Below are 19,815 nucleotides of genomic sequence, written 5' to 3' on the forward strand. Positions count from 1 at the left end.
GACAGATTGAGATCCCGACACAACCCCGGGGGCGATCGGCCGCCTCTACCCTGTGACCGCCGGCGAAGGGACCGTCACGGGTGCGACCGGATCTCGAGCACGACTACACGCAGTACGTGGCCGCCCGGCTGCCACGGCTGCACCGCATCGCGTACCAGCTCGTCGGCGACCGGCACCGGGCCGACGACGCGGTGCAGGACGCGCTGACCGTGCTGTACCAGCGGTGGGCGCGCATCCGCGAGGTGGAGAACCTCGACGCGTACGTGCACACCATGGTCGTGCGCTCGGCCCTGTCGGACCGGCGGCGGTTCTGGTCGAAGGTGCTGCTCTGGGACAGCCCGCCGCCGACGCTGCCGGTCGTCGAGACGCCGGGGGTGGAGCAGCGCCTCGTGCTGCGCGACGCGCTGCGGTCGCTGCCCGAGGGCCAGCGCACGGTGCTCGTGCTGCGGTTCCTGTGTGACATGTCGGTGGAGGAGGTGGCGGGGGTGCTCGGCCGCTCGGAGGGGACCGTGAAGAGCCAGACCTCGCACGGGCTGCGCGCACTGCGCCGGATTCTGGTCGGTTCTGAGGGGGCGCTGGCATGAACCCGCTGCAGGAGTTGCGCGACCTCGACGGGCCGGGCACGGCCCTCACCGCCGAGGGGCTGGTCCGCGCCGGGCGGGCCCGGGTCCGGCGGCGCCGCCAGGCCGTGGCCGGGCTGGCCGCGGTGCTCGTGCTCGTGCTGACCGTCGGCACGGCCGCCGTCGCCGGCCTGCAGCAGCCGCCGCACCCGGCCGACCGGGGCCGGCCGTACCCGGGGCCGATGAGCGGCCTGCCCCCGGCCCCGGCGGCGTGCGACGTCCAGATGCTGCCGCTGCCCAGCGGTGTGGAGGGCACCGGCCCGCCCGTGATCGACTCGACCGGGCACTGGGCCGCGGGCCTGATGGACGACCACACCGGCGTGGTGATCTGGCGCGACGGGGTGGTGTTCGGCGTGGACGGCGACGAGCAGGTCCAATACCTGCACGCCGTGAACTCGTCCGGTACGGCGGTGGGCTCCGCGAACGTCGCCGGCAGGGCCGCGGCGGTGACGTTCACGGACCGGATGAACGTCCTGCCGCTGCCGGCCGGGATGCCGGTCACGACCTCGCTGTGGGGCACCGGGATCAACGGGGCCGGCACCGTCGTCGGGTACACCACCGCCTCGTCGAACGTCAGCAAGCCGGTGCTGTGGCGCGACGGCAAGGCGGAGCTCCTCGCGGTGCCCGGCGGGGGCAGCGGCGCCGCGAACTGGATCAGCGACGACGGATGGGTCGGCGGGCTCGTCGGGCAGGTCTACGACGCGTACCGGCCGTACGTGTGGCGGCCCGACGGCACCGGGTTCGAGCTGCCGCTGCCGGCCGGGGTCGGCAAGGGCATGGTGAACGCGATCGCCGGGGAGTGGGCGGTCGACTTCGACAACCACCTGCGCTGGCGGCTGACCACGCCGGGCACCCCGCTCCCGCAGCCGTTCGGGGTGGCCGACGGCATCTACGTGCGGGCCCTGGCCGCCGATGGCACGGTGACGCTGAGCGGCTCGAAGTCGGCGTCGCTGTGGGGTTTCGGCGATCCGGTGGACCTGCCGCTGCCGGCGGGCTTCAGCAAGTACCAGATGGGGGGCATCAGCGCCGACGGCCGGGTCATCGGCGGCGTGGCCCAGCACCTGATGGACGCCAACACCTTCGGCGGCGAGCCGTTCCGGTGGGTTTGCTGACGCTCACGGATGGTGACGAGGGCCTGACCTGCGGGTGTATTGACAAATGTTGACCAAACGCGGATCAGGGACTATGAATATCCATCGAGAGCGCTCTCCCGTCCTCACCGCCACCGAACGGGAGACACCATGCCCCGATCCCGCAAGGTCGACCGGCTGCTCGCCGGCGCGGGAGCCGCCCTCTTGGGCAGCACCCTCGCCGTTGTGCAGTTCGCGGCCCCCGCCCAGGCCGCCGACCTCAACCTGACCCAATACGTGAATCCGCTCATCGGTACGGACGACAGCAACTCGCCCAACCCGGTCGGCGGTGGCGCGGGTGGCAGCACCTTCCCGGGTGCCACCGTGCCCTTCGGCATGCTCCAGTTCAGCCCCGACACCCCCACCGCCTCGCCGTCCGGGTACCGCGACAAGGACCGGACCATCGAGGAGTTCAGCCTCACCCACTTCAACGGCGCGGGCTGCCCGAACAACGAGGACCTCGGGATGCTGCCGGTCACCGGCGCCCTCGGCTCCTCGCCCGGCACGGCGTGGACCAGCTACGCATCGGCGTACACCAAGTCCAACGAGGTCGCCCAGGCCGGCTACTACAAGAACCGGCTGGACAAGTACTCGACGAACGTCGAGGTCACGTCGACCACCCGCACCGGCGTCATGCGCCTGACGTTCCCGTCGAACACGCAGTCCCGGCTGCTGATCAACACCAGCCGCAGCGCGACGGGCAACCGTACCGGCAACATCAGCATCTCCGGCAGCACCGTCACCGGCATGCAGACCGCCGGCGGGTTCTGCGGCTCGGGCAAGACGTACCCGATCTACTTCTCGATCAAGTTCGACCGCGCCCCGTCGTCGGTCGGCACCTGGAACGGCTCGACGATCAGCAACGGCTCGACGAGCACCTCGGGCGTCAACACCGGCGGCTTCGTCACGTGGGACACCACCTCCAACGCGACCGTCAACGCCCAGATCGGCGTGTCGTTCGTGAGCGTCGCCAACGCGACCGCGAACCTCAACGCCGAGACCGCGTCGTTCGACACCGCGCGGACCAACGCCAACAGCGCCTGGAACACGGCCCTGAACCGCATCCAGGCCACCGGCGGCAGCGCCACCGAACAGCAGAAGTTCTACACGGCGCTGTACCACGTGCTGGTCAACCCGAACGTCTCCAGCGACGTCAACGGCCAGTACCGCGGCTTCGACAACGCGATCCACAGTGCGACCCACCCGGTGTACCAGAACTACTCCGGCTGGGACATCTACCGCTCGTGGGCCGCGCTCGTCGCGTTCATCGCGCCCGACGTCACCAGCGACATCATGAAGTCGATGGTGCTCGACGGCCAGCAGGGCGGCCTGCTGCCCAAGTGGTCGCAGCAGACCAACGAGGACTTCGTCATGACCGGCGACCCCGGCCCGATCATCGTCGACTCCGCGTACCAGTTCGGCGCGCGCGACTTCGACACCGCGGCCGCGCTGCAGCTGATGAAGAACGCGATCGCCGGACAGGGCGCGCAGGGCTCGCCGATCCGCGGGCGTGAGGCGGAGTACGAGTCGAAGAAGTACATCTCGGGTGCGCCGTCGGACTCCATGGAGTACTCGGCGTCGGACTTCGCGGTGGCCCAGTTCGCCAAGGCGCTCGGCGACACCACGACCTACAACTCGGCGATGACGCGCGCGCAGTACTGGCGCAACACCTTCAACACCGAGTCGAACTTCATCCACCCGCGCAACAGCGACGGCACCTGGCCCTGGCCGCTCAACCCGGCCCAGGAGAGCCCGTTCACCGAGGGCAACGCCGCGCAGTACACGTGGATGGTGCCCTACAACTTCGCCGGGCTGATCAACCTGATGGGTGGCCCGCAGACCGCCAAGCAGCGGCTCGACCACCACTTCACCGAGCTCAACGCCGGCCTGTCGCGGCCGTACTTCTACCTCGGCAACGAGCCGGAGCACGGCGTGCCGTGGGCGTACAACTTCGCGCAGTACCCGGCCGGCACCTCCTCGGCCGTCCGCCGCGTCATGACCGAGCAGTTCACCACCGGCGCCGGCGGCCTGCCGGGCAACGACGACCTCGGCGCCACGTCGGCGTGGTACGTCTGGTCCGCGATGGGCATGTACCCGGCCACCCCGGGCGCCGACACCCTCGCGATCCACGGCCCGTCGTTCCCGTCGATCCTCATCCAGCGCTCGGCCGGCAACATCCAGATCAACGGCGGCAGCGCGACCTCGCAGTACGTGCAGAGCCTGACCCGCAACGGCTCGGCCGTGGCGAACAACTACCTGCGCTACCCGGACCTCGCCGCCGGGGGCACGCTGCAGTACACGATGGGGACCAGCCCGTCCTCGTGGGGCACCGGCGCGGGCAACGTGCCGCCGTCCTTCACCGACGGCGCGACCCAGCCGGCCACGCCGCCGAACCTGGGCACGAACCTGGCCCAGGGCAAGGCGGCCAGCGGTTCGGCCACCTGCGCCGCCGCCGAGTCGGCCGACAAGGCCGTCGACGGCACCCTGATGAACAACAGCAAGTTCTGCACCTCCGCGGCGACGAAGTTCCTGCAGGTCGACCTCGGCTCGAACCAGTCCGTGGGCGCGGTCGTGGTCAAGCACGCCGGCCTCGGCGCCGAGAACACCGGCTGGAACACCGGCGCGTTCACCATCTCCACCAGCACCGACGGCACCAACTGGAGCCAGGCCGCCTCGGTCTCGGGCAACCGCTCCAGCCGCACGCTCAACCAGTTCACGGCGCGGACCGCCCGCTACGTGAAGCTCGACATCGGCACTCCCGCCAACGACGGCAACGGCGCGGCCCGCATCTACGAGTTCGAGGTCTACGGCGCCGCGACCGGCGGCAACCTCCTGCTCAACAAGGCGGCCACGGCGGACTCCTCCTGCGCCTCGACCGAGGGCCCGGAGAAGGCCGTGAACGGCAGCGTCTCGGGCGGCAACGCCGACAAGTGGTGCTCGCTCGGCACGAACAAGTTCCTGCAGGTCGACATGGGCGCCTCGAACCACCTGAGCTCGATCGTGGTCCGCCACGCGGGCGCCGGCGGCGAGTCGAACACCTGGGACACCCGGGACTTCGACCTGCAGGTGTCCAGCGACGGCAGCACCTGGACGACGGTCGCCTCGCCGCGCGGCAACACGGCGGACGTGACGACGCACGCGGTCAACGTGACCGGCCGGTACGTGCGGCTGAACGTCATCACCCCGACCCAGACCACGGACGGGGCGGCCCGGATCTACGAGCTGGAGGCGTACGCCTAGCTGTTTGTCCCTTGGGGCGGCCGCCGGTTTCGGTGGCCGCCCCTTGGTTTTTGAGCCATTCGAGTGCCGCGTGGCCCTGGCGCATCGCGGTGATGTGGCCGGCGTCGGGGATTTCGCGGAGTTCGGCGTGCTGGATGTGGGCCTTGAGCCACTCGCTGTGGGTGGCGGGGACCATGCGGTCGGCGGCACCGTGGATGAGCAGGACCGGGCAGGTGATGGCGGCGAGGTCGAAGCCCCACGGCCGGGTGGAGGCGAGGTCGTCGTCGATGAGGCCGCCGGGGCCCATGAGCAGGGCGGGGGCGACGACCTGGTCGAACCAGGACCAGTCGGATTGCAGCGCCTCCCAATCGGCCGGGAGGAAGCCGATGTCCTCTTCGCCGGTGGCCTGGGCGTAGTGCTGTTCGAGGGCGGGCCGGCCCTGGCTGGCGGCGCGTAGGGAGCTTGCCGCGCCGTCGGCCATGCCCGCGTACCAGTCGGGCATTCCGTCTTCGTTGGACGGCTTTTCGTTGGACGGCTTTTCGTTGAACGGGGACAGGCCGGAGATTGCCGCGGCGGCGATGACCCGGTCCTGGAGGAGTGCGGCGCAGGCGAGGGCGTGGGCGGCGCCGCCGGAGTGGCCCATGACGGCGAATTGCTGCACGCCGGCCGCGTCGGCGACGGCCTTGACGTCGGCGGCGACCGAGCCGATGGTGCGGCCGGGGACCGCGGTGGAGGCGCCGTAGCCGGGGCGGTTGTGGGAGAGCCAGCGGATGCCGAGGCGGTCGGCGGTCTCGAAGAGCGGGGCGGGGGGCTCGCCGATGTTGGGGGAGCCGTGGTGCCAGTAGACGACGGGGCCTTCGCCGCCTGAGTCGTAGGCGTGCAGGAGGCGGCCGTCGTCCAGCTCTACCCCGAATTCCGTGACCATGGCGCGAGCTTATCCGTGGCCTGCTCAGGCCCTTCCCGCGGCGCTTCCGTCGACAGCGGTGCTTGCCTGCCGCGGCGGCGCGGCGTTTGGCTTGGCGGCGGTGCTTGCTTGTCTCGGCGGCGCGGCGTTTGCCTTGGCGGCGGTGCTTGCCTGCCACGGCGGCGCGGCGTTTGGCTCGGCGGCGGTGCTTGCTTCTCTCGGCGGCGCGGCGTTTGCCTTGGCGGCGGTGCTTGCCTGCCACGGCGGCGCGGCGTTTGGCTCGGCGGCGGTGCTTGCTTCTCTCGGCGGCGCGGCGTTTGCCTTGGCGGCGGTGCTTGCCTGCCGCGGCGGCGGCGCTTGCCTAGGCGGCGGCGTTCGGTTCGGCGGCGGTGCGCAGCAGGTGGGTCAGGAACAGCAGGTCGCGGGTTCGGAAGTACGCGACCGTGTCGTCGGCATAGAGATCGGGTCCGAGGCGGTCTCGCAACGCCGCCGCGGTGCGCTCCAGGGTGTCGCAGGCTGATGCCGACAATTCGCCGAGGCCGAGCCGGCTGGTCTCGGCGAGCACCGCGAGTTGGGCGGCGAGCGGATCGCGGGTCGCCACCATCGCGGGCAGGCGCCGCCGCTCCCAGAACTGTACGGCGTGCCGGGCGGCGGGACGGACGGCGCCGTACCAGACCGCGGGCCCGAAATACGGGTTCGGCAATCCGTTCGGCGGCCGGCGCCCACCCCGGCGCTTGGCGGCACGGCGCTCGGCGTCGTAGCGGCGCTGGTGTTCATGCCATCCGGCGCGGCTTTGCGACAGGGCGGCGAGGGCGCGCAGGAGGGCGGCCTCGTCGGCATCGTACGGTCCGGCGATCTCGCGCAGGTAGCTCAAGCTCGCCTGGAAACCGATGGGCCGGTAGAGCTGCACGCACGACCGGAGCGCCGAGACCCGCCGCCGGTGAGGGTACGCCGGGTCGCGAACGTGGTTGGCGAACGCGCTGAAGCTCACCGGTCCAGGGTCGCGCACCGCAGCCGCGGGCGTCGTCCCGATTTGCCCCGACGTTCTTGCGGCCCCGTCGGTCACGCTCAGCGACGGTCGCCGAATTACCGAATAACTGCAATCGGTAATCCAATAATCCAGTAATTCGGCAATCGGGCCGCGCGCCTCGGCCGTGGCCACGAGCCCGCCGGCGCCGTACTCTTGGTCGCCCGGCGGTGGCCTTCCCACTGCCCGCGCGACCGGTGAGGGGGCAGGCAGTGACGGATCGACCCTCCGCCAACGCGGTGATGGCCACTGAGGGTGAGGGTACCAGCGCGCGGCGGCGGCGGCCCGACGGCCGGATCGTGGCGTCGATCGCGTTCGGGGTGGCCGGGCTGTTCGCCTTCAACCTGGTGTTCGGGCCGCTCGCGGTGATGCTCGGGCTGTGGGCGCTGCGCCGGTCGTCGGTCGGGCGGCGCGGGCGGCGGTTCGCCGCGCTCGGGGTGCTGCTCGGGCTCGCCGACCTGGTGGTGCTCGCCATCCTCGTACACGCCCAGGCCCGCGGGGGAGAGCTGCTGCACGTCCCGGCCTGAACCGCCGGCGGGCATGGCGAAGGCCGGCCACCGCGACGGTGACCGGCCTCGAGCCAGGGGTAGCCCTTGGAAGTGCTAGTTGGCGGCGACGCCGTACTGGCCGCCCTCGCCGTGGAACTGGGTGCCCTCGGCGAACGCGGCGTCGAAGCGCTGCGACAGGGCGTCGAGCTCGGAGAACTCGGCGGAGTGCGAGGACTCGGAGCCCTCGGCGGCGAAGACGTGGTCGTCCTCGGACGCGTCGTGGCTGTAGTTGGTGTAGTTGTCGGCCTCGTAGTGCACCGCGGCGGGCTGGTCGTACTCGACGTGGTTGCCGGTCGAGTAGTCCGTCGACTCCTGCGCGTGGTGGTCGTTCTCGTAGACGCCGAACTGCGACTGGGCGTCGTGCTCCGAGCCCTGGGCCTGGTGCAGCTGGTCGAGGGCGTCGTGCTCCTGGCCGGCCGAGTAGTGGCCGTAGTCCACGTCGCCGTGGCCGGTGTCGCCGCTGTCGTAGGTGTCGATGTCGCTCATCTTCGGTATCCCCCTGGGAAGTGGTTGTCGCTGGTGACACCACTAAGGTTACGGGGAACCCGGGACCGTCGAATCCCGGAAACGTGCCACCACCGCGGGTCGCACCAGGGCCTCCAGATCGGCCCGGGCGGCCAGCGCGGGATAGGCGTCGACCAGGTCCAGCATCACGTCCAGGACCAGCTCCTCCAGCAGCGCCGCCGGGTCGGACGGCCCCGCCTTCGAGCGCGCGCTCGCGACCCGCGCCAGGTTCACCAGCGTCGCCGCGAGCGGCCCGACGTCGGCCGCGGCCAGGTGCGGATGCCACGGCTGCGCCTCGTCGAAGCGCGCCTCGTCGAACTCGGGGATCTTGCGCTTGAGCGTCGGCCGGTCCGCCAGCGGCACGCGCGCGTCCGGCCGCAGCACGACCCCCTCGGCGAGATTGCCCTCCAGCGCCGGCAGCCCGTGCAACGCGGGCACCCGCGTGGCAAACCGGATCGGCACGGCGTCCACAGTGGACCTTGATCCACGAGCCAGCAGTGGTACCGCATCCGCGCCCCCCTCCGCCGCCACCGCCACGACATCGGCGAACAGCCAGGCCGGACCGTCGTCGGTCAGCACGTCGAACAGCGCGAACCGCACATCGGGGCAGTACCAGACGCCGGTCTGCACCGCGCTCGCCCCGGGCACCGGCGGGACCGACGGATAGTGGCCGCCGTACAACTCTCCGTAGAGCCGCACGCTCGAGCCACCGCGCGCGAGGGCGGCCCGCGCGGTGCGTTCGAGGGTGGCGCGCAGGAGTTGCCAGCCGAAGAACGGCTCGTCGTCGCGCAGCCAGGCCTTGCGCTTGCCGACCCGCAACGTGGCGCCGTCCCAGGCGACCGCGAGCTGCGCCCCGTGGATCTTCTCGGTGGCGATCCACGGACCCGCCGACGAGGCGCCGGCCAGCACCGCCGGAATCTTCGGGTACGTCACGTGCTCCACGCGCCGAAGTCTCCCCGATGCGGTGTCTGCGCGGCGCCCTGGACGAGGGCGCCTGCCGGGAAGCGGGCGGCGGCGACCCACGTCACGTGCTCCACGCGACGAAGTCTCCCGAGGCGATGTCAACGCAGCGCCCCTGGCGAGGACTCTGCTTGATGTGAGGGCGGAGGAGCAGTGACGTTCGAGGAGTACGCCGCGGCCCGCGGGCAGGCGCTCGTGCGGTTCGCGGCGCTGCTGACCGGGGACGAACACCGGGCCGAGGACCTGGTGCAGGAGGCGTTGACCAAGGCGTACCTGCGCTGGGGGCACATCCGGCGCGCCGACGATCCGGACGTGTACCTGCGCCGCCTGGTGCTCAACGCCTCCCGCTCCTGGTGGCGGCGCGCCCGCAATCGTGAGCTCGTGGTCACGGTGAGTGACGAGCGTCCGGTGCCGGGCGCCCTCGACGCGGAGGCGGCCGAGCGTGACGCCATGTGGCGGCTCATGCACGCACTGCCGGACCAGCAGCGCGCCGTCATCGTCCTGCGCTACTACGAGGACCTCGACGACGCCACGATCGCCCGGATTCTCGACTGCAGCCCGGTCACCGTCCGTACCCACGCGATGCGCGCCCTGCACCGCCTCCGCGCCGCCTACGAGGGAGTGAACACCCATGACTGATCTCGAGAGCCGCGTCCGGGAGGTGCTGGTCGAGCGGGCCGGGCGCACCCCCGTCGCGGCCGGCCTGGGCGAGCGGGCCGCCCGGCGGGGAAGGGCGGTCCGGCAGCGCCGATTCGTCGTCGGTACCGTCGCCGCCGCGATCGTCGCCCTCGCGCTCGCCGCGCTCCTGCCGCGGGCCGGCGCCGAGCGGGACTTCACGGACACGACGCTGCCCGCCGAGACCGCGGCCCCGCCCGGCGGGATCGGCAGCGACCCTGGCCTGCTGCATTTCGACGTCGACCCGGCGCGACTGCCCGGCACGCTCGGTGACCGGATCGCGGTGACCGAATGGGTCTCCGGCGACGGCTACGAGCGGTTCATGGGTCTTGACGCTGAGTCGAAGCTCGTCGTGTCCGTGCTCCTCGCGACCGATACCGCCCGGCTCGACGCCGCCGTCGCGGCCAACGGGGCCGGCGACAACCGGGCCCTGCGCTGGCAACGCGACGGCGTCGAGGGCGTCACCATCATGCGGTGGGCCGACCGCGACCTGTTATCGCAAGCGGTCCAGGCGCTGCGGTTCGACGTTACGCAACGCTGCGCGATGCCGCTGCGACTCTCGGAGATGGAAATGGGGGCGACCTGGCTGGAATGTCAGACGGCGATCCGGCGCGGAGAGCCTTCAGGTCCGGAGACGGCGTGGGTCTACTCCGGCCTGACGGTCCGCCGTGCCGACGGGCGCATCGTGTTCATCTGGGCCGACGGCCGCCCGCTGCCGAAGTCCTCGTTCGCCCCCGACCGATCGGTCGCCGGCCGGCCCGCGCAATGGCGGACCGGCACCGGCGGCCTCGCGCACGGGCTGTGGATCCCGGACTTCGGCGGCATCGACCTGTACGTCACCGACTACGAGCGCGAGCCCGCCGCCTGGTTCACCCCCGACGAGGCAACCTGGTACGCCGCGCGCCTCACCCCGAGTACCAACCTCGACGATCCGTCGAGCTGGCCGAGACGCGCGGTCGGCTGAAACCGAGTCAGACCGCGAAGTCCGGAACGGCCGCCCGCGCGTGGTCGGCGCGGCCCTTCGGCTCCTCCCAATCCTCCTGCCGGCCCAGCGCGGTGAGGTCCAGCCACGCGTACGCCCCGCCGAAGTCGGTCCCGCGCGCATACGTCGAGTAGGTGTGGAAGACGGCGCCGTCGGCGGCCAGGAAACAGCTCACCCCCGGCAGCTCCGAGGTGTCCACGACCGGCAGCGCGCGGTAGTTGTACACCGGCGGCTGCACGGCCTCGTCGAACGAAACGGCGAAGTCGAAGTTGAAGTCGTCCCCGGCCGAGGAGTACCACGGAATCCGCCACCCGCGGGCGTCGGCGTACGCCGCGAGCTTCGCGTACGGCGCCCGCGACACGAGCGCGAACGTCGTCCCCCGGTTGGCGAGATGGTCCAGCAGCGCCGGCGCCATCTCGTCGATGCCCGCGGTGCAGCTGGGACAGGCCGCATCCCAGTCCGGCCCGAACATCACGTGCTGCACGATCAGCTGCGGCCGCCCCTCGAACAGCTCCGCCAGCCCCACGGTGCCGGAAGCGCCCTCGAACTGGTACGGCTTGTCGATCCGTACCATCGGCAGCCTCCGCCGCTCCGCGTTGACCGAATCCAGCTCGCGCCGCGCCGCCTTCTCCCGCTCCAGCAGCTCCCGCCGCGCCGCGAGCCACTCGTCGCGCCCAACCACCTCAGGCAGTGCCATGCGTCCCCCTCGACAGAAAAGACCTGATACAGGTACGTCGAACCTGGGCGCTCAATTTCGACAGTTCGGCAGTACGAAATCCTGCAGGACCGTCAGCGGCGTGACCCACTGCTCGTTGCCGTCGTAGTTTCCGCAGGTCACCGCCACGACCAAGGAAAGCTCCGGCAACACGAAGAGGCGTTGCCCGCCGTTGCCCATCGCGGCGACCATGTGGTGCCCGTCGACCGGCTCGATGTACCACTGGTACCCGTACTGCCCGCCCCAGTCGGTCGCCAGCCGCGGCTTCAGCATGGCCGAGACCCAGGCGGCGGGCACGATGTCGGCGCCGTCCGCGAGGATCGCCGAGCCGATGCGGGCCAGCGAGCGGGGCGACAGCCGCAGCCCCGAGGCGGCCGACGGCACCCCGTCCTGGCCCGTGATCCACTCGAAGGCGTCGATGCCCAGCGGCTCGAAGAGGTGCAGCCGGGCGTACTCCGGCAGCGCACACCCCGTGCCCTCGGAGATCAGCGCGCCGAGCAGCGCCGAGGCGCCGCCGCAATAGTTCCAGCGCTGTCCCGGCGGCTCCGCGATCGGGCGGGAGAGGATGAAGCGGTACCGGTCCGGCGCGAACTCCATCGCGATCTCCGCGTTGGCCGCGCTCGTGTACGGCACGTCCTCGCGCCACTCGAGGCCCAGCGACATCGTCAGCGCGTGCTCGACGGTGAGGAGGGCGCGCGCCGGGTCCGCGGCGAGATCCGGGTAGCGCGGGAAGTACCGCAGCAGCGGCTCGGAAGGCTCGGGGACGTGCCCGGCGGCGAGCGCTATGCCGTACAAGATGGCGGTGATGCTCTTGGTTGTGGAGCGGAGATCGTGCAGCGTTTTGGGGCCGAAGGCGACGACGCCGAGCTGCCGGGCCCAGGACGCGTCCGGGCCGGTGACGTAGTGCTCCAGGATCGTCTCGCCGCGGCGGACCGCGACGACGCCGTGCAGGCCCTCGAGCTCATCGAGTGTCGTCATAGGCCTTTTGTACCGTGCCCCGGCCGGAAAAGCCGGGGCACAGCACGACAAATTCAGGCTCGGGCCCACTTCTGGTTCGCGGCGCCGTTGCAGTCCCACAGTTGCAGCTTCGTGCCGTTGGCGGTCCCGTGGGCCGCCGCATCGACGCACTTGTTGGCGTTGATGTTCACCAGGTCGCCCGCCGCGGTCAGGGTGAACCGCTGGGCGCCGGTGCCGTTGCAGGTGTACAGCTGGATCGCGGTGCCGTTGGCGGTGCCGGCGGCCGCCGCGTCCATGCACTTGCCGAGGGCGCGGACGGTGCCGTCCGAGCCGATCGTCCACTGCTGCGCGCCGGTGCCGTTGCAGTCCCAGATCTGCAGCCGCGCCCCGTCGACCGGGTTGGCCGAGGGAACGTCGATGCACCGTCCGCTTTCGTTGCCGCGCAACGCGTTGCCGGTCGGCGGCGGGGTGGTGGTGCTGGTACTGACGTGCAGGTAGTCGACGAGCATCCGGTTGACCGACGGCGTGCTGCCGTCGGGGCTGCCGGGGAAGTTGCCGCCGACCGCGAGGTTCATGATGATGAAGAACCCGTGGTTGTACACCCAGGGGTTGCCGCGGGTGCTGGCCGGTGTGGCCCGGAAGTACTCCGAGCCGTCGATGGTCCAGATGATGAGGTTCGGCGACCAGTCGACGGCAAAGTTGTGGAAAGCGTTGCCGAGCGGCTGGCCGATGTTGCGGGTGCCGCCGACCGCGTTGCCGCCGGAGTACCCGGGACCGTGGATGGTGCCGTAGACCGTGTTCGGGTCGCGGCCCACGTTCTCCATGATGTCGATCTCGCCGTCGCCGGGCCAGTTGCTCCCGCCGAGCATCCAGAACGCGGGCCAGAGCCCGTTGCCCTTGGGCACCTGGATGCGGGCCTCGATGTGGCCGTACTGCTGGGTGAACTTGCCGGCCGTCTGGATGCGCCCCGACGTCCACTGGCAGGTCCCGTACCAGCAGCTGCGCCCGCCGCTCTCGCGCCGGGCCTCGATGACCAGCTGCCCCTGGCCGTTCTGGTACACGTTGCTGGTGCCGCTGTTGTAGTACTCGAGCTCCGAGTTGCCGAAGCCGCCGCCACCGGTGTCGAAGTTCCACTTCGAGCCGTCGACGCCCTGGCCGGACGCGCCGTTGAACTCGTCGTTCCACACCACCGCGGCCTGCGCGGCGCCGGGCGAGGTCACCACGAGGCCGGTCGCGACGATCGTTGCCATCAGCGCGGCGGACGCCAATGACCTGAGTCTGCGCATCTGCTTACCTCCCAGGCGGATTTGTGAGGTTACTTAACAGATCCATAGGACCCTATGACCCGCGGTGGCCTGCGTCAATATGCGACTTGAACTAAGACACACATTGACAACAGACAGTTAACTTTCCTATCGTCCCTGGCCAAGGAGCTCACCCCTTACCCGAAGGAGCCCCTATGCGCCGATCCGTCCTAGCCATCGCGGCGGTGACGATTGCCGCGGGCGCCGCCGTGGCCTTCGCCGTCCAGCCGTCGGCCAGCGCCGCCACGCTGCCCAACGGTTTCCGGTCCATCGGTTACATGCCCTCGTGGGCCGGCAGCGCCACCGCGATCCAGTACAACAAGCTGACCCACATCAACTACGCGTTCGTGCTGCCCAACGCGAACGGCAGCCTCGGCGGCCTGGACAACCCCTCGAAGCTGCAGCAGATCGTCTCGCTCGGCCACGCCGCGAACACCAAGGTGTCGATCTCGATCGGCGGCTGGAACGACGGCAACGACTCCGCGTTCGAGTCGCTGGCCGGCAACGCCACCGCCCGCACCGCGTTCGTGAACAACGTCGTCAACCTCGTCGGCCAGTACAACCTCGACGGGGTCGACATCGACTGGGAGTACCCGGACCCGGGCACCTCCGGCAACAACTACACCGCGCTCATGTCGCAGCTGAGCACCGCCATGCACAGCCGGGGCAAGCTGCTCACCGCGGCCGTCGTCTCCGAGGGCGGCACCGCCAACGGGGTCCAGCCGGCCGTGTTCGGCTACGTCGACTGGCTCAACATCATGACGTACGACGGCGGCAGCCCGCACGCCAACTACGACTGGTCGGTCGCCGCGGTCAACTTCTGGAAGGGTCGCGGCCTGCCGGCGAACAAGGCCGTCATCGGCGTGCCGGTGTACTCGCGGCCGAGCTACGTCACCTACGCCGATCTCGTGGCCCGCGACCCGGCCAACGCCAACCGCGACTGCACCACCGTCAACGGCGTGAACGAGTGCTACAACGGCCTGACCACCGTCCGTCGCAAGACGCAGTGGGCCATGTCCAACGGCGGCGGCATCATGTTCTGGGAGCTGTCCCAGGACGCGACCGGCGCCAACTCGCTCATCAGCGCGGCGTACGAGATCGCCACGGGCGGCGTCGGCCCGACCACCCCGCCGCCGACCGGTCGCACGGGCCGCATCACGGGCCTGGCTGGCAAGTGCGCGGACGTGGCCGCGGCGAGCACGGCGAACGGTGCGGCGATCCAGCTGTACACCTGCAACGGCACGAACGCGCAGAACTGGACGGTCGCTACGGACGGCTCGCTGCGCGTCCTGGGCAAGTGCATGGACGTGACGTCGGCCGGCACCGCCAACGGCACGAAGATCCAGCTGTGGGACTGCAACGGGACCGGTGCGCAGAAGTGGTCCTACAACACCGCCAACAGCACGCTCGTGAACACCGCGTCGGGCCGCTGCCTCGACGTCACCGGCAACACCTCCACCGACGGCACGCGGCTGCAGATCTGGGACTGCTTCGCCGGCGCGAACCAGCGCTGGGTCCTGCCCTAGCAACCGTTTGGTTGATCCCTCGCAACACAGCGCGCGTTACGGTCGAGCACCGTGGTGGATCACGGTGCTCGACTGGGGATCGACTTCGGCAGCTCGCACACGGTGGCCGTGCTGCAACTCGCCGACGGGCGGTTCGAGCCGCTGCTGTTCGACGCCTCGCCGCTGCTGCCGTCCGCGATCCTCGCCGACGACACCGGCGGCCTGCAGACCGGCCGCGACGCCGAACGCGGCGCGCGGCTGGACCCGACCCGGTTCGAGCCCAACCCGAAGCGCCGCATCAACGAGGGCACCCTGCTGCTCGGCGACTGCGAGGTGCCCCTGGCCGAGGCGATCGGCGCCGTCCTGGCCCGCGTGCGCGTCGAGGCCGAGCGTGCCACCGGCGGCCCCATCCCCGACGTCGTGCTGACCCACCCGGCGAACTGGGCCGAGACCCGCCGCGGCCTGCTGCTCGCCGCGGCCCGCGCCGCCGGGTTCGGGCCGGTGCGGCTGGTGCCCGAGCCGGTCGCCGCCGCCGCGTACTTCACCTCCGTCGTCGGCCGGCAGGCCGGCGACGGTGCGTCCCTCGTCGTGTACGACCTCGGCGGCGGCACGTTCGACGTCACCGTGGTCCGGCGCGGGGCCGGCGGCTGGCAGGTGGTCCGCGCGGACGGGCTCGACGACGTCGGCGGGCTCGACCTCGACGCCGCTGTGGTGGACTGGGTCGGCCGCGGGGTCGCCGCCGACGACCTGGAGCGGTGGCGGCGGCTGACCTCGCCCGGGTCCGTGCCCGACCGTCGGCTGCGCCGGCAGCTGTGGGAGGACGCCCGCGCGGCCAAGGAGCATCTGAGCCGGGCCACGCAGGCCGGGTTGCCGGTGCCGCTCTTCGAGCGCGATGTGCACATGACCCGCGAGGAGCTCGAGTCGCTGGCCCGGCCGTGGCTGGATCGCACGGTTGCCTTGACCACGACCACGCTGTTCGCGGCGGGGGTGACGTTGGAGACGCTGACCGGCGTGTTCCTGGTCGGCGGGGCGAGCCGGATGCCGCTGGTCGCGACGCTGCTGCACCGGGCGCTGGGGGTCGCTCCGGTCGTGCTGGAGCAGCCGGAGCTGGTCGTCGCGCAGGGAGCGCTGCGCTCCGTCCAGGCCCTGGCAACTCCGCCGGAAACCTCGCCGGAAACTTCGGCAGAATCGGAAACTGCGGCGGCAACTGCGGCGGAAACGGCAACTGCGGCGGCAACTGCGGCGGAAACGGCAACTGCGACGGCAACCGCGGCGGAAACTGCGGCGGAAACGGCAACTGCGGCGGCAACTGCGGCGGCAACGGAAACCGCGACGGCAACTGCGGCGGCGTCCGACGCGGAAACGGAAACCGCGAAGGAAACTTCGGTGGCGGCGCCGCGGAAAGTCTGGAAAACGCCGCTGCCAGGCGCGTCGCTCGTGGCCGCCGTCCTGCTGATCGCCGTGTTCACCGCCGACGGCCGGTACAACTTCGTGGCGGGTGCCCGCACCCTGGCCGAACCGACCGCGCTCCTGCCCGCCCTCGCCCTCGTCGCGTACATCGGCGCCGGCGGCCCCATCCGCACCCTCGCCGACACGGCAGCCGCGATCCTGACCCGCAGCGCCTGGGCCGGCCTGGGCGCCACGCTGGCCTTCGGGACCGCCGCCGCGCTCCTGCTCGCCGGCGTCGGCCACTACTCCGACAGCGGCGACAGCGCCGCCCGCCTGGCCCTGAGCGACTTCCCCGCGGAGCTTCTGGTCGCGACCATCGTGGGCGGCATCGTCGCCGCGGCCCTCGGGCTGTGGCTGCTGATCCGCCGCCCGAAACGCGACCCGCTGGACTCCGGCCGCCCGCTCGCCACGGCGCTCACCTGGACCGCCGGCGGCGTGCTGCTGGCGGCGCTGGCGCAGGTGTACCTGTACGACCGCTGGGCGGGAAGCCACAACGGGGCCTGGACCGACCAGGAGTTCAGTCCCGCGATCCAGATGGTCCGAGCCCTGCGCGACACCCCGTTCGGTTTCGCCGCGCTCCTGGTGTTCTGGCTCGCGATCACCGCCACCCTCACACTGATCCTCGCCGCCGGCCTGGCCGTGCGCCGCGCCGCCGGGGCGTGGACGGTCCGCACGGCCCCGCCCCGCGCCGCCGGGGCATCGACGGTCGACACGGGGCATCGCGCCGCCGGGGCATCGACGGCCGACACGGGGCATCGCGCCGCCGGGGCATCGACGGCCGACACGGGGCATCGCGCCGCCGGGGCATCGGCGGTCGGCCCGGGCCTGCGCCATGCCGCCGAGGGATGGACGGTCCGCACGGCCGTACCCCGGACCGCCCGGGCGTGGACGGCCCGCACGGCCCCGCTGCTGCTGCTCGCCGGGGGCCTGCTGGCCGCGGTCCACGCCCTGCTGGAGCGCGACGTCTGGCTGGCCGCCGCCGGCGTCGCCCCCGGCGGGTTCCTCGGCGCCGTCCACGCCGCGTGGAGCAACACGATCGGCCTCGTCCCGCCCGAAGCCTTCGCCGCCCTCGTGATCGTCGCGTTCGCCGCCCTCGCCGTCAGGCAAACAGTGGCTGCAGCCGCGGCACGTCGAGGCAGGTGACGATCCCGCTGATGCGCCCGTCGCGCACGTCCAAGAGCACAAGCCCAAACGCCGCGTTTGTACCGTCTGTGCCCGGCCGAACCTGCCAGTACGCCGGCGATCCGTTGGCCCGCACCGGTTCCAGCCACGCACCGGCGCAGGATGCCTCAGGATCCAGCAGTGCGAGCCGGATCGCGTCCCGCCCGCGCAGCCACCAGGCGAACGGCGGCATCGACATCGTCGCGTCCTCGTGCAACAGCGAAACGAGCGTGTCCACATCGTGCCGCTCGAACGCCGCGCAGTACCGATCGAGCAGCTCCCGCTGCGCGATGTTGTGCGGTTCGAACGGATCGCCGGGCGCCGGTGCGTGTTCGCGCAACGTCGAGCGCGCACGTTGCAGCGCACTGTTCACCGACGCCGTGCTCGTTTCGAGCAGAACGCTCACCTCGCCGGCGCTCCAGCAGAGCACATCGCGCAAAATGAGCACCGCCCGCTGCCGCGGCGCAAGGTGCTGCAACGCCGCCACGAACGCGAGCCGGACCGTCTCCCGCGCCACGACCGTGTCCTCGGGCAGCACCCGCGCGTCCGGGATCGGATGCACCCACACCGCCTCCTCCAGCGGCGCCCCCAACGCGTCCCCGTCCCGCGCCGGCGGCCCGAAGTCCATCGCGAGCGCCCGCCGCTGCCCGCTGCGCAGCATGTCCACACACACGTTGGTCGCGATCCGGTACACCCACGTGCGCACCGACCCCCGCCGCTCGTCGAACCGATCCGCGGCCCGCCACGCGCGCACCAGCGTCTCCTGCACCGCGTCCTCGGCCTCGAAGCCGGAACCGAGCATGCGGTAGCAGTACCCGGTCAGCTCGGTCCGCATCTGTTCGAGCTCCACCAGACGAGTGTGACCCATCCGCAGCGCCCGAACCGTTATGCTGCGGCGGCATACTGCCGGGCATGAGGTCGGGACCCGCGCTGGACGAGGTGCCCTGGGCCGACCTGTACGGCCTCGACGGCCCGTCGACGCGCGTGCCCGAGCTGCTGCGGGCGTTGCGAGACCCCGATCCGGCGGTACGGGATGCCGCACACCGCGACCTGGCGAGCCACATCTGCGGCCAGAGCGTGTGGCAGGTCGCCGCGGCGACGGTGCCGTTCCTGGTCGAGCTGGTCGACGACCCGGCGACGCCCGACCGGCCGGAAGTGCTCGCCACTCTGGCCAACGCCTCGCTCGGCCGGCGCGACGCCGGCGACCTCCCGTTCTCCGCCGAGGCCGCCTATCCGCTGGCCGGCGGGCTGACGGACGAGCAGGAGCGGCAGCAGACCGCGTGGCTGTACGACGACGAGCACGAGGTGGAGCTCGACGACCCGTACTTCTCGGACCGCTACCTCAGCGACCGCTGGTCCTACCGCGCGTACCAGGCGTGCGCGGCCCGCCTCGACACCGTCGTCCGCTGGGTCGCCGACCCCGACGGCGAGGTGGCCACCCGCGCGGCGGCCCTGCTCGCCTGGTTCCCGGTCACCGAGCCGATCCTGGACGCCCTGCTCGCCGCCGGCGCGCCGGCCCGTGCCTCGGCGAATCTCGCCCTGGCCGTCGTCGACGTCCGCGACCGGCGCATCGAGCAGCGGCTCCACGAGGGCCTGGCCTCCGCCGACCCCACGGTCGGGCTGACGGCGGCCGCGGCCCTGGCGTACCGCAACGGCCGGCACGTGCCCGTCGCCGTGCGCCGGATGCTGGCCGCGTGCACCGAGCCGCCGACGGAGCCGCTGGCCGGCTGGGACGACTGCGCACTGCCCGTCCACCGCGCGCTGCCCTACTTCGTCACGATCGCGCAGGCGCGGGCCGACCGCGGCGATAGAGCGTGGACCCTGCGCGTGTTCTTCGCACCCCACGCGCCGGCGGACGTCGACTGCATCGCGGCCGCGGTGGCTCGGCAGGACGCGATGACCGTGTCGTCGCTCGGGTACGCCGAACCGGACCGGATCGTGGAGCTGACGACCCGGCCCATGACGCAGGATCAGGCCCTGGCCCGGCTCGCCACGGTGATGGACGGGCTCGACCTGCCCGAATCGGCAAGAGTTCACGTCGAAGAGACCGATGAGGTGTTCCGGCTCGCGGACATTTTCTGACGCGCTATTCGGAATGCGTCAGCCGAACGTGCCTCCACCCCCGCGCACAATCAGTCGATATTGATGGTCACCG

General features: G+C 71.6%; 17 protein-coding genes. 9 read left to right on the forward strand and 8 right to left on the reverse strand.

Annotation, left to right across the window (positions count from 1 at the left end; translation table 11 throughout):
* The first annotated feature begins 80 nt into the window (after positions 1–80).
* From ACQPZ4_RS18710 to ACQPZ4_RS18720, 3 genes are all read left to right on the forward strand, one after another.
* Positions 81–584 carry a SigE family RNA polymerase sigma factor gene (locus tag ACQPZ4_RS18710; protein WP_433062504.1) on the forward strand — a complete coding sequence of 168 codons (504 nt, stop codon included), beginning with the start codon at positions 81–83 and terminating at the stop codon, positions 582–584.
* Positions 581–1,732, forward strand: coding sequence for a hypothetical protein (locus ACQPZ4_RS18715; protein WP_433062506.1), 1,152 nt, complete (start codon positions 581–583; stop codon positions 1,730–1,732). Before ACQPZ4_RS18710 ends, ACQPZ4_RS18715 begins: the two co-directional genes overlap by 4 nt.
* 129 nt (positions 1,733–1,861) lie before the next feature.
* Positions 1,862–4,990 carry a GH92 family glycosyl hydrolase gene (locus ACQPZ4_RS18720; RefSeq protein WP_433062509.1) on the forward strand — a complete coding sequence of 1,043 codons (3,129 nt, stop codon included), beginning with the start codon at positions 1,862–1,864 and terminating at the stop codon, positions 4,988–4,990.
* Here the strand turns inward: ACQPZ4_RS18720 and ACQPZ4_RS18725 are convergent.
* Both ACQPZ4_RS18725 and ACQPZ4_RS18730 read right to left on the reverse strand, forming a co-directional pair.
* Positions 4,929–5,894: an alpha/beta hydrolase gene (locus ACQPZ4_RS18725; RefSeq protein ID WP_433062512.1), complete on the reverse strand. Its 966-nt coding sequence runs from the start codon at positions 5,892–5,894 to the stop codon at positions 4,929–4,931. The genes ACQPZ4_RS18720 and ACQPZ4_RS18725 overlap by 62 nt on opposite strands.
* A gap of 340 nt (positions 5,895–6,234) precedes the next feature.
* Positions 6,235–6,864, reverse strand: coding sequence for a hypothetical protein (locus ACQPZ4_RS18730; protein ID WP_433062515.1), 630 nt, complete (start codon positions 6,862–6,864; stop codon positions 6,235–6,237).
* 248 nt (positions 6,865–7,112) lie between these two features.
* Here ACQPZ4_RS18730 and ACQPZ4_RS18735 point away from each other — a divergent pair, with 248 nt between their 5' ends.
* Positions 7,113–7,427, forward strand: coding sequence for a hypothetical protein (locus ACQPZ4_RS18735; protein ID WP_433062518.1), 315 nt, complete (start codon positions 7,113–7,115; stop codon positions 7,425–7,427).
* A 75-nt stretch (positions 7,428–7,502) separates the two neighbouring features.
* On the opposite strand, the gene ACQPZ4_RS18740 is transcribed toward ACQPZ4_RS18735, so the two are convergent.
* Both ACQPZ4_RS18740 and ACQPZ4_RS18745 read right to left on the reverse strand, forming a co-directional pair.
* The gene (locus ACQPZ4_RS18740; RefSeq protein WP_433062521.1) at positions 7,503–7,934 is read right to left on the reverse strand and encodes a hypothetical protein; all 432 of its coding nucleotides are present in this window, start codon (positions 7,932–7,934) and stop codon (positions 7,503–7,505) included.
* A 48-nt stretch (positions 7,935–7,982) separates the two neighbouring features.
* A complete protein-coding gene (locus ACQPZ4_RS18745) occupies positions 7,983–8,894 on the reverse strand; it encodes an RNA ligase family protein (protein WP_433062524.1) in 912 nt (303 codons plus the stop codon).
* A 171-nt stretch (positions 8,895–9,065) separates the two neighbouring features.
* On the opposite strand from ACQPZ4_RS18745, the gene ACQPZ4_RS18750 reads away from it, so the two are divergent.
* Together ACQPZ4_RS18750 and ACQPZ4_RS18755 are read left to right on the forward strand one after the other, a co-directional pair.
* Positions 9,066–9,551, forward strand: a complete 486-nt coding sequence (locus ACQPZ4_RS18750; protein ID WP_433062527.1) for a SigE family RNA polymerase sigma factor — start codon at positions 9,066–9,068, stop codon at positions 9,549–9,551.
* On the forward strand, positions 9,544–10,551 hold the full coding sequence (locus tag ACQPZ4_RS18755; RefSeq protein WP_433062530.1) for a hypothetical protein: 1,008 nt from the start codon (positions 9,544–9,546) through the stop codon (positions 10,549–10,551). Before ACQPZ4_RS18750 ends, ACQPZ4_RS18755 begins: the two co-directional genes overlap by 8 nt.
* A 7-nt stretch (positions 10,552–10,558) precedes the next feature.
* On the opposite strand, the gene ACQPZ4_RS18760 is transcribed toward ACQPZ4_RS18755, so the two are convergent.
* The 3 genes from ACQPZ4_RS18760 to ACQPZ4_RS18770 are packed head-to-tail and all read right to left on the reverse strand — an operon-like array spanning position 10,559 to position 13,527.
* Positions 10,559–11,266, reverse strand: a complete 708-nt coding sequence (locus ACQPZ4_RS18760; protein ID WP_433062532.1) for a DUF899 domain-containing protein — start codon at positions 11,264–11,266, stop codon at positions 10,559–10,561.
* Positions 11,267–11,317: 51 nt separating this feature from the next.
* Complete coding sequence (locus ACQPZ4_RS18765) at positions 11,318–12,262, reverse strand: serine hydrolase domain-containing protein (protein WP_433062535.1); 945 nt, start codon at positions 12,260–12,262, stop codon at positions 11,318–11,320.
* Positions 12,263–12,315: 53 nt separating this feature from the next.
* Positions 12,316–13,527, reverse strand: a complete 1,212-nt coding sequence (locus ACQPZ4_RS18770) for a ricin-type beta-trefoil lectin domain protein (RefSeq protein WP_433062538.1) — start codon at positions 13,525–13,527, stop codon at positions 12,316–12,318.
* A 173-nt stretch (positions 13,528–13,700) separates the two neighbouring features.
* Here ACQPZ4_RS18770 and ACQPZ4_RS18775 point away from each other — a divergent pair, with 173 nt between their 5' ends.
* Together ACQPZ4_RS18775 and ACQPZ4_RS18780 are read left to right on the forward strand one after the other, a co-directional pair.
* A complete protein-coding gene (locus ACQPZ4_RS18775) occupies positions 13,701–15,071 on the forward strand; it encodes a glycosyl hydrolase family 18 protein (RefSeq protein ID WP_433062540.1) in 1,371 nt (456 codons plus the stop codon).
* A 51-nt stretch (positions 15,072–15,122) separates the two neighbouring features.
* A complete protein-coding gene (locus ACQPZ4_RS18780) occupies positions 15,123–17,642 on the forward strand; it encodes an Hsp70 family protein (protein WP_433062542.1) in 2,520 nt (839 codons plus the stop codon).
* Here ACQPZ4_RS18780 and ACQPZ4_RS18785 read toward each other — a convergent pair.
* Entirely contained in the window at positions 17,599–18,510 is a 912-nt protein-coding gene (locus ACQPZ4_RS18785) for a sigma-70 family RNA polymerase sigma factor (protein ID WP_433062545.1), read from the reverse strand. The genes ACQPZ4_RS18780 and ACQPZ4_RS18785 overlap by 44 nt on opposite strands.
* A gap of 62 nt (positions 18,511–18,572) precedes the next feature.
* Here ACQPZ4_RS18785 and ACQPZ4_RS18790 point away from each other — a divergent pair, with 62 nt between their 5' ends.
* Positions 18,573–19,742 carry a hypothetical protein gene (locus tag ACQPZ4_RS18790; RefSeq protein WP_433062547.1) on the forward strand — a complete coding sequence of 390 codons (1,170 nt, stop codon included), beginning with the start codon at positions 18,573–18,575 and terminating at the stop codon, positions 19,740–19,742.
* Positions 19,743–19,815 lie beyond the last annotated feature (73 nt).

The sequence above is a fragment of the Dactylosporangium sp. CS-033363 genome, assembly GCF_050942475.1.
Lineage (GTDB): Bacteria > Actinomycetota > Actinomycetes > Mycobacteriales > Micromonosporaceae > Dactylosporangium.